Origin of the sequence: Kribbella sp. CA-253562 (assembly GCF_050942265.1) — a bacterium.
Classification (GTDB): Bacteria; Actinomycetota; Actinomycetes; order Propionibacteriales; family Kribbellaceae; genus Kribbella.
Genome location: NZ_CP192049.1, coordinates 7,574,679 through 7,586,890, shown reverse-complemented (window position 1 = coordinate 7,586,890; position 12,212 = coordinate 7,574,679). Strand labels below are relative to the sequence as shown.

The window sequence follows — 12,212 nt, the reverse complement described above, 5'->3', positions numbered from 1 at the left end:
GCAGCGCCCGGAGGCCCAAAACCGGCGGCGGCGGAGATTTACCCCGATCACACATTCACAGCTCCGATGGGGGTGGCTTGGAAGGGTCGCGGGATCCGGTAAACTGATCCTGCGGCCACCTCCCATGCGTGCACGTGATCAGCAGAGTCGATCTGTTTTGACCGTGCTAGAGGCAGCCGCTAGTCTTAACGATCGTGCCTGGGTCATCCTGGGCCGTCATGCGTGCCCCTCGTTTCGCGGGTTTGCGCGCGTGGCACGGGACTTCTGCCGACAGTCAGAAAGATTACGGCTCCGGTACGCCCGTGCGCACGCGACACACCCGACCGCGGGGGTCAGGCGCGCAGCAACCGACCGGACGACAGAAAGAGACCTACGCGGTGCCCACCATTCAGCAGCTGGTCCGCAAGGGCCGCCAGGACAAGGTGTCGAAGAACAAGACGCCGGCCCTGAAGGGTTCCCCTCAGCGTCGTGGTGTTTGCACGCGCGTTTACACGACGACTCCGAAGAAGCCGAACTCGGCGCTCCGCAAGGTTGCCCGTGTCCGCCTCACCAGCGGCATCGAGGTCACCGCCTACATCCCGGGTGTCGGCCACAACCTGCAGGAGCACTCGATCGTGCTCGTGCGTGGCGGTCGTGTGAAGGACCTTCCGGGTGTTCGGTACAAGATCATCCGCGGTTCGCTCGACACCCAGGGTGTGAAGAACCGGAAGCAGGCTCGCAGCCGGTACGGCGCGAAGAAGGAGAAGAGCTAATGCCGCGCAAGGGTCCCGCCCCGAAGCGGCCGGTCATCATCGACCCGGTCTACAGTTCGCCGCTCGTCACCCAGTTGATCTCCAAGATCCTGGTGGACGGCAAGAAGCAGATCGCCCAGAGCATCGTCTACACCGCGCTCGAGGGCACCCGGACGAAGACCGGCACCGATCCGGTCATCACGCTGAAGCGCGCTCTGGACAACGTGAAGCCCAGCATCGAGGTGAAGAGCCGCCGCGTCGGTGGCGCCACCTACCAGGTGCCGATCGAGGTCAAGCCCGGTCGCTCGACCACGCTGGCCCTGCGCTGGCTCACGTCGTACTCCCGTGCGCGTCGCGAGAAGACCATGGCCGAGCGCCTGATGAACGAGATCCTGGACGCGTCCAACGGTCTCGGTGCGTCGGTGAAGCGCCGTGAGGACACGCACAAGATGGCCGAAGCCAACAAGGCTTTCGCCCACTACCGCTGGTGACCCGGGGCCCGATCCGGGCCCCCAGCTCACCCTTTTGACGCACTACAGAACCGAGAGGCAGACCACCGAGGTGGCCGTACAAATCACCACCGACCTGGCCAAGGTCCGCAACATCGGGATCATGGCCCACATCGACGCCGGCAAGACGACGACGACCGAGCGGATCCTCTTCTACACCGGTATCACGTACAAGATCGGTGAGGTCCACGAAGGCGCCGCCACGATGGACTGGATGGAGCAGGAGCAGGAGCGCGGCATCACCATCACGTCCGCCGCGACGACCTGCACCTGGAAAGACCACACCATCAACATCATCGACACCCCCGGGCACGTCGACTTCACCGTCGAGGTGGAGCGCTCGCTGCGCGTCCTCGACGGCGCCGTCGCGGTGTTCGACGGTGTCGCCGGCGTCGAGCCGCAGTCCGAGACGGTCTGGCGGCAGGCCGACCGGTACGGCGTACCGCGGATCTGCTTCGTCAACAAGCTGGACCGCACCGGCGCGGAGTTCATGCGCTGCGTCGACATGATCCGCGACCGGCTCGCCGCCGTCGCGCTGGTCATGCAGCTGCCGATCGGTTCGGAGTCGGACTTCATCGGCGTCGTCGACCTGGTCGAGATGCGCGCGCTGACCTGGCGCGGCGAGACCGTGATCGGCGAGGACTACACGATCGAGGAGATCCCGGCCAGCCACACCGAGGCGGCCGCGGAGTGGCGCGACAAGCTGATCGAGACGCTGGCCGAGGCCGACGACGAGATCATGGAGCTCTACCTCGAGGGTGAGCAGCCGACCGTGCCGCAGCTGAAGGCGGCCATCCGGCGGGCGACCCTGGGCAGCAAGCTGACCCCGGTGCTGACCGGTACGGCGTTCAAGAACAAGGGCGTCCAGCCCCTGCTCGACGCGGTCAACGACTACCTGCCGAGCCCGCTCGACGTCCCGGCCATCGAGGGCCACGACGTCAAGGAGGCCGACAAGGTCGTGCTGCGCAAGCCCGACGAGAGCGAGCCGTTCTCGGCGCTGGCCTTCAAGATCGCGGCCGACCCGCACCTGGGCAAGCTGACCTTCATCCGGGTCTACTCCGGCAAGCTCGAGGCGGGTTCGCAGGTGCTGAACCCGACCAAGGGCCGCAAGGAGCGGATCGGCAAGATCTACCGCATGCACGCGAACAAGCGTGAGGAGATCGCGTCGATCGGCGCCGGCCACATCGTCGCCGTGATGGGTCTGAAGGACACCACCACCGGTGAGACGCTGGCCGACCCGAGCAACCCGGTCGTGCTGGAGTCGATGCAGTTCCCGGCCCCGGTCATCTCGGTCGCCATCGAGCCCAAGTCGAAGGGCGACCAGGAGAAGCTGGGCGTCGCGATCCAGCGGCTGGCCGAAGAGGACCCGACCTTCCAGGTCCGGACCGACGAGGACACCGGCCAGACGATCATCGCGGGGATGGGCGAGCTGCACCTCGAGGTGCTGGTCGACCGGATGAAGCGCGAGTTCCGCGTCGAGGCGAACGTCGGCAAGCCGCAGGTCGCCTACCGCGAGACGATCAAGAAGAAGGTCGAGAAGGTCGACTACACGCACAAGAAGCAGACCGGTGGTTCGGGTCAGTTCGCGCGTGTGATCATCAACATCGAGCCGACGTCGGTCGAGGCCGGTGGCGAGGGCGGTTACGAGTTCGTCAACGCCGTCACCGGTGGCCGGATCCCGCGCGAGTACATCCCCTCGGTCGACGAGGGCGCGCAGGAAGCGATGGAGTTCGGTGTCCTGGCCGGCTACCCGATGGTCGACGTCAAGGTGACGCTGACCGACGGTGCCTACCACGACGTCGACTCCTCCGAGCTCGCCTTCAAGATCGCCGGTTCGATGGCCTTCAAGGACGCCGCGCGGCGTGCCAACCCGGTCATCCTCGAGCCGATGTTCGCGGTCGAGGTCACCACGCCCGAGGACTACATGGGCGAAGTGATCGGCGACCTCAACTCTCGCCGTGGCCAGATCCAGTCGATGGACGAAGGCCCCGGTGGCAGCCGGGTCGTGAAGGCCCTGGTGCCGTTGTCCGAGATGTTCGGGTATGTCGGGGACCTGCGGTCGAAGACCCAGGGCCGCGCGTCGTACTCGATGCAGTTCGATTCCTACGCCGAGGTTCCGAAGAACGTGGCGGAAGAGATCATCAAGAAGGCCCGCGGCGAGTAATCTCGCTCCGGACCAACCCACCCACAGCGCGTCGGCGTACGGCGTAAGTCAACATTTTCCAGGAGGGCCCCAGTGGCTAAGGCGAAGTTCGAGCGGACTAAGCCGCACGTCAACATCGGCACCATCGGTCACATCGACCACGGTAAGACGACTCTTACCGCGGCGATCACCAAGGTGCTGCACGACAAGTACCCGGACCTGAACGAGGCGTCGGCCTTCGATCAGATCGACAAGGCGCCGGAAGAGCGCCAGCGCGGTATCACCATCTCGATCGCGCACGTCGAGTACCAGACCGAGGCCCGGCACTACGCCCACGTCGACTGCCCGGGTCACGCCGACTACATCAAGAACATGATCACCGGTGCGGCGCAGATGGACGGCGCGATCCTGGTCGTGGCCGCCACCGACGGCCCGATGCCGCAGACGCGTGAGCACGTGCTGCTCGCCCGTCAGGTCGGCGTGCCGGCGATGGTCGTCGCGCTGAACAAGTGCGACATGGTCGACGACGAGGAGATCCTGGAGCTCGTCGAGCTCGAGGTCCGCGAGCTGCTCTCCGAGCAGGAGTTCGACGGCGACAACGCGCCGATCGTCCGCGTCGCCGCTCACCCGGCGCTGCAGGGCGACGCCAAGTGGGGCGAGTCGATCATCGAGCTGATGAACGCGGTCGACGAGTACATCCCGCAGCCGGAGCGCGAGATCGACAAGCCGTTCCTGATGCCGGTGGAGGACGTCTTCACCATCACGGGCCGCGGCACGGTCATCACCGGCCGGATCGAGCGCGGTGTCGTCAAGGTCAACGAGACCGTCGACATCGTCGGCATCCGTCCGGAGAAGCAGACCACCACGGTCACCGGTATCGAGATGTTCCGCAAGCTGCTCGACGAGGGCCAGGCCGGTGAGAACGTCGGTCTGCTGCTGCGCGGCACCAAGCGCGAGGACGTCGAGCGCGGCATGGTCGTGATCAAGCCGGGCACGACCACCCCGCACACCAACTTCGACGCTTCGGTCTACATCCTGTCGAAGGAGGAGGGCGGCCGGCACACGCCGTTCTTCCAGAACTACCGCCCGCAGTTCTACTTCCGCACCACCGACGTCACCGGTGTCGTCACGCTGCCCGAGGGCACCGAGATGGTCATGCCGGGCGACAACACCGACATGTCGGTCGAGCTGATCCAGCCGATCGCCATGGAAGAGGGTCTGAAGTTCGCGATCCGTGAAGGTGGCCGCACCGTCGGCGCCGGCCGGGTCACCAAGATCGTCAAGTGATCTCACGAGGTCCGCGAGGGCTCACGTACTGAGCCCCCGCGGACCTCTGCTTTGTGCCTGGTCCGGCACCCGAACGGGAGCCGGATCCGGCGCGGAGCCACCCGATTGGCATTCCGATGCCGATCTCTGGCACAATATTCAGGTTGCTCAGGCGAGGCCGCCGGGGCGCACCCCAGGACCATTCAGGTCCGGCAGACCGATCAGGTCTGGGCAGGTGCGCCGGACCGGAGACCATGCCGAGGTCTGGTCCGAGACCAGGCCCCGATCTCCATCCCAGGGTCGAAAGAGTTGCTGCTGGCGCACGTATGTGCCCCGTACGCGACACACCCGACCGCGGGGGTCGGAGCAACGCAACGAAGACGATAGAGAAGGACGAAGCGAAGCGATGGCGGGACAGAAGATCCGCATCCGGCTGAAGGCCTACGACCACGAGGTCATCGACAGCTCGGCGCGCAAGATTGTCGACACGGTGACGCGTACTGGTGCGAAGGTTGCTGGCCCGGTGCCGTTGCCGACGGAAAAGAACGTGTTCTGCGTCATCCGCTCGCCGCACAAGTACAAGGACAGCCGCGAGCACTTCGAGATGCGCACCCACAAGCGGCTCATCGACATCATCGACCCCACGCCGAAGACCGTCGACTCGCTGATGCGGCTCGACCTCCCGGCCGGTGTCGACATCGAGATCAAGCTCTGAGGGAACGCTGACCTATGAGCAAGCAGAAGAACACGCGAGGGCTGCTGGGCACCAAGCTCGGCATGACCCAGACCTGGGACGAGAACAACCGAGTCGTCCCCGTCACCGTGATCCAGGCCGGCCCGTGCGTGGTGACCGAGGTGCGTACCTCGGCCACCCACGGCTACGACGGTCTGCAGATCGCGTTCGGCGACATCGACCCGCGCAAGGTCACCAAGCCCCTGCGCGGCCACTTCGACAAGGCCGGTGTGACCCCGCGCCGGCACCTGCTGGAGCTGCGCACCGCTGACGCGAGCGAGTACACGCTCGGCCAGGAGATCAACGCCGAGGCCTTCGCGGCCGGCGAGATCGTCGACGTGTCCGCCACCAGCAAGGGCAAGGGCTTCGCCGGTGTGATGAAGCGCCACGGCTTCCACGGTCTGCGCGCCACCCACGGTGTGCACAAGAAGCACCGTTCGCCGGGCTCCATCGGCGGTTGCGCCACCCCGGGCCGGGTCTTCAAGGGCATGCGGATGGCCGGTCGGATGGGCCACGAGCAGGTCACCACGCAGAACGTCAAGGTTCACGCGATCGACGCCGAGCGCGGACTCATCCTGATCAAGGGTGCTGTCCCCGGTCCCAAGGGCGGCCTCGTGCTGATCCGCAACGCCGCGAAGGGAGCGAGCAAGTGAGCACCGTCGACGTAGTCGTCGTGAAGGGCGACAAGGTCAGCAAGAAGGGCTCCGCCGAGCTCCCCGCCGAGCTGTTCGACGTTCAGGTGAACATCCCGCTGATCCACCAGGTCGTGGTGGCCCAGCTGGCCGCCGCTCGCCAGGGCACGCACAAGGTGAAGACGCGCGCCGAGGTTTCCGGTGGTGGCGCCAAGCCGTACCGCCAGAAGGGCACCGGCCGCGCCCGCCAGGGTTCGACCCGCGCACCGCAGTTCACCGGTGGTGGCGTCGTGCACGGCCCGACCCCGCGCGACTACAGCCAGCGGACCCCGAAGAAGATGATCGCCGCCGCTCTGCGCGGTGCGCTCTCGGACCGGGCCCGTGACGGCCGCGTCTTCGTGGTCGAGTCCTTCGTGGACGGCGACACGCCGTCCACCAAGTCGGCGCTGAAGGTGCTGGCCGAGGTCACCGAGCACGTCAAGGTGCTGGTCGTCGTCGACCGCGCCGACGACCTGACCTGGCTGAGCCTGCGCAACGTGCCGACCGTGCACCTGATCGCCGCCGACCAGCTGAACGCCTACGACGTGCTGTGCAGCGACGCGGTGGTCTTCACCAAGGCCGCGCTCGACACGTTCGTCGCCGGCGCGCCGAAGGGCAAGTCCGTCAAGGCTGTCGCGACGTCGACCGAAGCCGAGCAGGAGGTAGAGGCATGAGCCACGGAGTCAACAAGGACCCGCGGGACGTGCTGCTGCGGCCGGTCGTGAGCGAGAAGAGCTACGGCCTGCTGGACGAGCAGAAGTACACGTTCGAGGTCGCCCCGGACGCCAACAAGACCGAGATCAAGCTCGCGGTCGAGAAGGTGTTCAAGGTCCGCGTGACCAGCGTCAACACGATCAACCGCAAGGGCAAGCGCCGCCGCACCCGTGCCGGCTGGGGCAAGCGCCCGGACACCAAGCGAGCGATCGTCAGCCTGTCCGGCGACGACCGCATCGACATCTTCGGAGGCCAGTCGTAATGGGTATCCGCAAATACAAGCCGACGACGCCGGGCCGCCGTGGCTCGAGCGTGGCCGACTTCGTCGAGCTCACCCGTTCGACCCCTGAGAAGTCCCTGCTCCGTCCGCTGCCCAAGAAGGGCGGCCGGAACAACTCCGGCAAGATCACCACCCGGCACCACGGTGGCGGTCACAAGCGGGCGTACCGGCTGATCGACTTCAAGCGGTACGACAAGGACGGCGTCCCGGCGAAGGTGGCCGAGATCGAGTACGACCCGAACCGCACCGCGCGGATCGCGCTGCTGCACTACGTCGACGGCGAGAAGCGCTACATCCTCGCCCCGTCGAACCTGAAGCAGGGCACGATCGTCGAGAACGGCCCGGCCGCCGACATCAAGGTGGGCAACAACCTGCCGCTGCGCAACATCCCGGTCGGCTCCACGGTGCACGCCGTCGAGCTGCGTCCGGGCGGTGGCGCCAAGATGGCCCGCTCCGCCGGTGCCAGCGTTCAGCTGGTCGCCAAGGAGGGCCGGATGGCCACCCTGCGGATGCCGTCGGGCGAGGTCCGGATGGTCGACGTGCGCTGCCGCGCCACCCTCGGTGAGGTCGGCAACGGCGAGCAGTCGAACATCAACTGGGGCAAGGCCGGCCGGATGCGCTGGAAGGGCAAGCGCCCGACCGTCCGTGGTGTCGCGATGAACCCGGTCGACCACCCGCACGGTGGTGGTGAGGGCAAGACCTCGGGTGGACGTCACCCGGTGTCCCCGTGGGGCCAGCCTGAGGGCCGGACCCGCACCCGCAAGGAAAGCGACCGCATGATCGTCCGGCGCCGCAAGGCCGGCAAGAAGCGCTGATAGGGAGCCGGACAGATGCCACGCAGCCTCAAGAAGGGCCCGTTCGTCGACCACCACCTGCTCAAGAAGGTGGAGGTGCAGAACGAAAAGGGCACCAAGAACGTGATCAAGACCTGGTCTCGCCGGTCGATGATCATTCCCGACATGATCGGCCACACGCTCGCGGTGCACGACGGCCGCAAGCACGTGCCGGTGTTCGTGACGGACGCGATGGTCGGGCACAAGCTCGGCGAGTTCGCACCGACCCGCACGTTCAAGGGTCACGAGAAGGACGACCGCAAGTCACGGCGTCGCTGACCTCTGGTCAGTTGACGAACGCGTTAGCAAAACCTACGGAGAGATTCGAACATCATGAGCGTTCAAGAGCGTAGGGCCGTCAGTGCCCGTCGCGAGAGCCTGTTGGGCGACGAGCCCGGGGCCTTCGCGGTCGCGCGCTTCGTCCGCGTGACGCCGATGAAGGCGCGTCGCGTGGTGGACCTGGTGCGCGGGATGGGTATCGACGACGCACTCGCCACTCTGAAGTTCGCCCCGCAGGCCGCTGCCGCGACCGTGTACAAGGTCGTCGACAGCGCCGCGGCGAACGCCGAGGGCACCGAGCACCTGAGCCGCGCCGACCTGGTCGTGGTGAAGGCCTTCGTGGACGAGGGTCCGACGCTGAAGCGTCACCGCCCCCGTGCGCAGGGCCGGGCCACCCGGATCGACAAGCGGACCAGCCACATCACCGTGGTCGTGGGTCCGCGCGACGACTCCGAGCCCGCCAAGAAGGCCGATGGCAAGAAGGCCGCTGAGAAGAAGGGCAGGACCCGCTAGTGGGCCAGAAGGTAAACCCGCACGGGTTCCGCCTCGGTATCAGCACGGACCACAAGAGCCGCTGGTACGCCGACAAGCTGTACAAGGACTACGTCGGCGAGGACGTCAAGATCCGCCGTCTGCTGAGCAAGGGCATGGAGCGCGCCGGCATCTCCCGTGTGGAGATCGAGCGCACCCGTGACCGTGTTCGGGTCGACATCCACACCGCCCGTCCGGGCATCGTGATCGGTCGCCGCGGCGCCGAGGCGGACCGGATCCGCGGCAGCCTCGAGGAGCTCACCGGCAAGCAGGTGCAGCTGAACATCCTCGAGGTCAAGAACGCCGAGGTCGACGCGCAGCTGGTCGCCCAGGGTGTGGCCGAGCAGCTGTCCGGCCGCGTGGCGTTCCGTCGCGCGATGCGCAAGGCGATGCAGACCACCATGCGTGGCGGCGCCCTGGGCATCCGGATCCAGTGCTCCGGCCGGCTCGGTGGCGCCGAGATGTCGCGGTCGGAGTTCTACCGCGAGGGCCGGGTGCCGCTGCACACGCTCCGCGCGGACGTCGACTACGGCTTCTACGAGGCCCGTACGACCTTCGGCCGGATCGGCGTGAAGGTCTGGATCTACAAGGGCGACGTGTCCGGCTCCCGCGCCGAGCGCGAGGCCCAGGCCGCGGCCCGGGCCGCCAACCAGCAGAACCGCCGTCCGGCTCGCCGTGACGACCGCGGTGGCCGTGGTGGCGAGCGCGGTGGCGGCGGACGCCGGGACGACCGTCGCGACGGCGGCGCCCGCACCGAGGCCCCGAAGGCGGAGGCCACCACTGCTCCGGCCGCGGACAAGCCGGCCGAGACGACCGGAACGGAGAGCTGAACCATGCTCATCCCCCGCAAGGTCAAGCACCGCAAGCAGCACCACCCGAAGCGCTCCGGCGCTGCCAAGGGTGGTACCTCGCTGGCCTTCGGTGACTTCGGCATCCAGGCGCTGGAGAGCCACTACGTCACCAACCGGCAGATCGAGTCGGCGCGTATCGCGATGACCCGGCACATCAAGCGTGGCGGAAAGGTCTGGATCAACATCTACCCGGACCGCCCGCTGACCAAGAAGCCGGCCGAGACCCGGATGGGTTCCGGTAAGGGTTCGCCGGAGTGGTGGATCGCCAACGTCAAGTCCGGGCGCGTGATGTTCGAGCTGTCCGGTGTCGACGAGCAGATCGCTCGCGAGGCGATGCGCCGCGCGATTCACAAGTTGCCGATGAAGTGCAAATTCATCACCCGAGAGGCAGGTGAGAACTGATGGCCACCCTGACCGCCGCCGAGCTGCGGAACCTGGGCAAGGACGAGCTTCTGGAGAAGCTCGGCAGCGCCAAGGAGGAGCTGTTCAACCTCCGGTTCCAGGCTGCCACGGGTCAGCTGGAGTCCCACGGCCGGCTGCGCGCCGTCCGTAAGGACATCGCCCGCATCTACACGGTGCTGACCGAGCGTGCGCTCGGCATCACCGAAGAGGTGGACGCTCCGGTCGCCGCCGCCGAGGCCGAACCTGAGGCCGAGGAGACCGCCGACGACAGCGAGAAGGCTGGGAGCAAGGCATGACCGAGAACGTAGCGAAGGACGAGACCGTGAGCACGACCCAGACGCGAGGCCGCCGCAAGACCCGTGAGGGTCTGGTGCTGAGCGACAAGATGGACAAGACCGTCACCGTCGAGGTCGAGGACCGGGTCAAGCACAAGCTGTACGGCAAGGTCATCCGCCGCACCAGCAAGCTGAAGGCGCACGACGAGCAGAACGCCGCCGGTATCGGCGACCGCGTGCTGCTGATGGAGACCCGGCCGTTGTCGGCCACCAAGCGGTGGCGCATCGTCGAGATCCTCGAGAAGGCCAAGTAGTCCCGGCTTCGAGGTCGCGGTTACGCCCAGCTGTACCCAATCGAAATCATTCGTTCCGCAAGGCTCACGGACGTGAGAACCAGCGAGACAACCAGGAGATCAACAGATGATCCAGCAGGAGTCGCGACTGAAGGTCGCCGACAACACGGGTGCGAAGGAAATTCTTTGCATCCGCGTGCTCGGTGGCTCCGGTCGGCGCTACGCCGGTGTCGGCGACACGATCGTCGCCACCGTCAAGGACGCGATCCCGGGTGGCGGTGTGAAGAAGGGTGACGTCGTCAAGGCGGTCATCGTGCGGACCGTGAAGGAGCGCCGGCGTCCGGACGGCTCCTACATCCGCTTCGACGAGAACGCCGCCGTCATCCTCAAGGCCGACGGCGAGCCGCGCGGCACCCGCATCTTCGGGCCGGTCGGCCGGGAGCTGCGCGAGAAGCGCTTCATGAAGATCATCTCGCTCGCTCCGGAGGTGCTCTGACCATGGCAAACAAGTCGCAGCGCAAGCTGCACGTGAAGAAGGGTGACCTCGTCCGCGTGGTCACCGGCAAGTCCAAGGGACTCGAGGGCAAGATCATCTCGGTCCAGCCCGACGAGGAGCTCGTCATCGTCGAGGGCGTCAACCGGGTCAAGAAGCACACGAAGGTGCAGCAGGCCCAGCGTGGCGGCACCACGGGTGGCATCGTCACCCAGGAGGCCCCGATCCACGTCTCCAACGTGATGCTCCTGGTCGAGGTCGACAAGGACGGCAAGAAGCAGAAGGTGACCACCCGCGTCGGGTACAACCGCGTCGAGGTGCAGAAGCGGCGCCCGGACGGTTCGACGTACACCGGTTTCCGGAGCGTCCGGATCGCACGGCGTACCGGCGAGGAGATCTGATGACCACCGCAGTGACCGAGGCGAAGTCGCAGCCTCGGATGAAGACCAAGTACCGCGAAGAGATCGTCGGCAAGCTGCAGGAGCAGTTCCAGTTCGAGAACGTCATGCAGGTGCCCGGGCTCACCAAGATCGTGGTGAACATGGGTGTCGGCGAGGCGGCTCGTGACTCGAAGCTGATCGACGGCGCGATCAAGGACCTGGCCGCGATCACCGGCCAGAAGCCGCAGGTCACCAAGGCCCGCAAGTCGATCGCGCAGTTCAAGCTGCGCGAGGGCATGCCGATCGGCGCCCACGTGACGCTGCGCGGCGACCGGATGTGGGAGTTCCTGGACCGGCTGCTGGCGCTCGCGCTGCCCCGGATCCGCGACTTCCGCGGTCTGTCGCCCAAGCAGTTCGACGGCAACGGGAACTACACCTTCGGCCTGACCGAGCAGGTGATGTTCCACGAGATCAACCAGGACCGGATCGACCGGGTCCGGGGCATGGACATCACCGTGGTGACCAGCGCCAAGAACGACGACGAGGGGCGCGCGCTGCTGCGGCAGCTCGGCTTCCCGTTCAAGGAGAACTGACGTGGCGAAGACAGCACTCAAGGTCAAGCAGGCCCGGAAGCCGAAGTTCGCGGTGCGTGGTTACACGCGCTGCCAGCGGTGCGGCCGGCCGAAGGCGGTCTTCCGCAAGTTCGGCCTGTGCCGGATCTGCCTGCGGGAGATGGCGCACCGGGGCGAGCTGCCCGGCGTGACCAAGTCCAGCTGGTGACCGAGCTCTTCAGCACCGAACACTTCTCCACCCACCATCTAGTCACCG

The 12,212-nt window shown here is 66.7% G+C and carries 19 protein-coding genes; all 19 read left to right on the top strand.

Annotated features, from left to right (window positions below; genetic code table 11):
- Positions 1-377 precede the first annotated feature (377 nt).
- Positions 378-752: a 30S ribosomal protein S12 gene (gene rpsL / locus ACQPXM_RS36010; RefSeq protein WP_012923692.1), complete on the top strand. Its 375-nt coding sequence runs from the start codon at positions 378-380 to the stop codon at positions 750-752.
- Positions 752-1,222, top strand: coding sequence for a 30S ribosomal protein S7 (gene rpsG, locus ACQPXM_RS36005; RefSeq protein ID WP_012923691.1), 471 nt, complete (start codon positions 752-754; stop codon positions 1,220-1,222). The genes rpsL and rpsG overlap by 1 nt, the downstream gene beginning before the upstream one ends.
- Positions 1,223-1,343: 121 nt before the next feature.
- The gene (gene fusA / locus ACQPXM_RS36000) at positions 1,344-3,404 is read left to right on the top strand and encodes an elongation factor G (protein WP_432951150.1); all 2,061 of its coding nucleotides are present in this window, start codon (positions 1,344-1,346) and stop codon (positions 3,402-3,404) included.
- A 72-nt stretch (positions 3,405-3,476) separates the two neighbouring features.
- A complete protein-coding gene (gene tuf, locus ACQPXM_RS35995) occupies positions 3,477-4,670 on the top strand; it encodes an elongation factor Tu (RefSeq protein WP_077019228.1) in 1,194 nt (397 codons plus the stop codon).
- Positions 4,671-5,055: 385 nt separating this feature from the next.
- Positions 5,056-5,364: a 30S ribosomal protein S10 gene (gene rpsJ / locus ACQPXM_RS35990; protein ID WP_012923688.1), complete on the top strand. Its 309-nt coding sequence runs from the start codon at positions 5,056-5,058 to the stop codon at positions 5,362-5,364.
- Between the two features lie 14 nt (positions 5,365-5,378).
- On the top strand, positions 5,379-6,035 hold the full coding sequence (rplC, locus tag ACQPXM_RS35985; RefSeq protein ID WP_432942468.1) for a 50S ribosomal protein L3: 657 nt from the start codon (positions 5,379-5,381) through the stop codon (positions 6,033-6,035).
- Positions 6,032-6,727: a 50S ribosomal protein L4 gene (gene rplD / locus ACQPXM_RS35980; protein ID WP_432942467.1), complete on the top strand. Its 696-nt coding sequence runs from the start codon at positions 6,032-6,034 to the stop codon at positions 6,725-6,727. Before rplC ends, rplD begins: the two co-directional genes overlap by 4 nt.
- Positions 6,724-7,029 (top strand): 50S ribosomal protein L23, encoded by a 306-nt coding sequence (rplW, locus tag ACQPXM_RS35975; RefSeq protein ID WP_077019231.1) that lies wholly within the window; start codon positions 6,724-6,726, stop codon positions 7,027-7,029. Before rplD ends, rplW begins: the two co-directional genes overlap by 4 nt.
- Positions 7,029-7,862, top strand: a complete 834-nt coding sequence (gene rplB / locus ACQPXM_RS35970) for a 50S ribosomal protein L2 (RefSeq protein WP_077019232.1) — start codon at positions 7,029-7,031, stop codon at positions 7,860-7,862. The genes rplW and rplB overlap by 1 nt, the downstream gene beginning before the upstream one ends.
- 15 nt (positions 7,863-7,877) lie before the next feature.
- Positions 7,878-8,159: a 30S ribosomal protein S19 gene (gene rpsS / locus ACQPXM_RS35965; RefSeq protein WP_077019233.1), complete on the top strand. Its 282-nt coding sequence runs from the start codon at positions 7,878-7,880 to the stop codon at positions 8,157-8,159.
- Between the two features lie 54 nt (positions 8,160-8,213).
- A complete protein-coding gene (gene rplV, locus ACQPXM_RS35960) occupies positions 8,214-8,672 on the top strand; it encodes a 50S ribosomal protein L22 (protein ID WP_077019234.1) in 459 nt (152 codons plus the stop codon).
- Positions 8,672-9,520 carry a 30S ribosomal protein S3 gene (rpsC, locus tag ACQPXM_RS35955; protein ID WP_432942466.1) on the top strand — a complete coding sequence of 283 codons (849 nt, stop codon included), beginning with the start codon at positions 8,672-8,674 and terminating at the stop codon, positions 9,518-9,520. Before rplV ends, rpsC begins: the two co-directional genes overlap by 1 nt.
- A 3-nt stretch (positions 9,521-9,523) precedes the next feature.
- Positions 9,524-9,943, top strand: coding sequence for a 50S ribosomal protein L16 (rplP, locus tag ACQPXM_RS35950; protein WP_077019236.1), 420 nt, complete (start codon positions 9,524-9,526; stop codon positions 9,941-9,943).
- Positions 9,943-10,239: a 50S ribosomal protein L29 gene (gene rpmC, locus ACQPXM_RS35945; protein ID WP_432942465.1), complete on the top strand. Its 297-nt coding sequence runs from the start codon at positions 9,943-9,945 to the stop codon at positions 10,237-10,239. Before rplP ends, rpmC begins: the two co-directional genes overlap by 1 nt.
- Positions 10,236-10,532, top strand: coding sequence for a 30S ribosomal protein S17 (rpsQ, locus tag ACQPXM_RS35940; protein ID WP_432942464.1), 297 nt, complete (start codon positions 10,236-10,238; stop codon positions 10,530-10,532). Before rpmC ends, rpsQ begins: the two co-directional genes overlap by 4 nt.
- A gap of 106 nt (positions 10,533-10,638) precedes the next feature.
- Complete coding sequence (gene rplN / locus ACQPXM_RS35935; RefSeq protein WP_077019238.1) at positions 10,639-11,007, top strand: 50S ribosomal protein L14; 369 nt, start codon at positions 10,639-10,641, stop codon at positions 11,005-11,007.
- 2 nt (positions 11,008-11,009) lie between these two features.
- Entirely contained in the window at positions 11,010-11,405 is a 396-nt protein-coding gene (gene rplX / locus ACQPXM_RS35930) for a 50S ribosomal protein L24 (RefSeq protein ID WP_432942463.1), read from the top strand.
- On the top strand, positions 11,405-11,977 hold the full coding sequence (gene rplE, locus ACQPXM_RS35925) for a 50S ribosomal protein L5 (RefSeq protein WP_143466127.1): 573 nt from the start codon (positions 11,405-11,407) through the stop codon (positions 11,975-11,977). Before rplX ends, rplE begins: the two co-directional genes overlap by 1 nt.
- Before the next feature lies 1 nt (position 11,978).
- The gene (locus ACQPXM_RS35920) at positions 11,979-12,164 is read left to right on the top strand and encodes a type Z 30S ribosomal protein S14 (protein ID WP_012923674.1); all 186 of its coding nucleotides are present in this window, start codon (positions 11,979-11,981) and stop codon (positions 12,162-12,164) included.
- Positions 12,165-12,212 lie beyond the last annotated feature (48 nt).

What these genes read in the sequence shown, in the direction of transcription:
- rpsQ (WP_432942464.1), top strand. Translation starts at nt 10,236, where the DNA reads ATGACCGAGAACGTAGCGAAGGACGAGACCGTGAGCACGACCCAGACG.
- rplB (WP_077019232.1), top strand. Translation starts at nt 7,029, where the DNA reads ATGGGTATCCGCAAATACAAGCCGACGACGCCGGGCCGCCGTGGCTCG.
- rplV (WP_077019234.1), top strand. Translation starts at nt 8,214, where the DNA reads ATGAGCGTTCAAGAGCGTAGGGCCGTCAGTGCCCGTCGCGAGAGCCTG.
- rpsG (WP_012923691.1), top strand. Translation starts at nt 752, where the DNA reads ATGCCGCGCAAGGGTCCCGCCCCGAAGCGGCCGGTCATCATCGACCCG.
- fusA (WP_432951150.1), top strand. Translation starts at nt 1,344, where the DNA reads ATGGCCCACATCGACGCCGGCAAGACGACGACGACCGAGCGGATCCTC.
- rpsS (WP_077019233.1), top strand. Translation starts at nt 7,878, where the DNA reads ATGCCACGCAGCCTCAAGAAGGGCCCGTTCGTCGACCACCACCTGCTC.
- rplE (WP_143466127.1), top strand. Translation starts at nt 11,405, where the DNA reads ATGACCACCGCAGTGACCGAGGCGAAGTCGCAGCCTCGGATGAAGACC.
- rpsJ (WP_012923688.1), top strand. Translation starts at nt 5,056, where the DNA reads ATGGCGGGACAGAAGATCCGCATCCGGCTGAAGGCCTACGACCACGAG.
- rplC (WP_432942468.1), top strand. Translation starts at nt 5,379, where the DNA reads ATGAGCAAGCAGAAGAACACGCGAGGGCTGCTGGGCACCAAGCTCGGC.
- rpmC (WP_432942465.1), top strand. Translation starts at nt 9,943, where the DNA reads ATGGCCACCCTGACCGCCGCCGAGCTGCGGAACCTGGGCAAGGACGAG.
- rplN (WP_077019238.1), top strand. Translation starts at nt 10,639, where the DNA reads ATGATCCAGCAGGAGTCGCGACTGAAGGTCGCCGACAACACGGGTGCG.
- rplX (WP_432942463.1), top strand. Translation starts at nt 11,010, where the DNA reads ATGGCAAACAAGTCGCAGCGCAAGCTGCACGTGAAGAAGGGTGACCTC.
- rplW (WP_077019231.1), top strand. Translation starts at nt 6,724, where the DNA reads ATGAGCCACGGAGTCAACAAGGACCCGCGGGACGTGCTGCTGCGGCCG.
- rplP (WP_077019236.1), top strand. Translation starts at nt 9,524, where the DNA reads ATGCTCATCCCCCGCAAGGTCAAGCACCGCAAGCAGCACCACCCGAAG.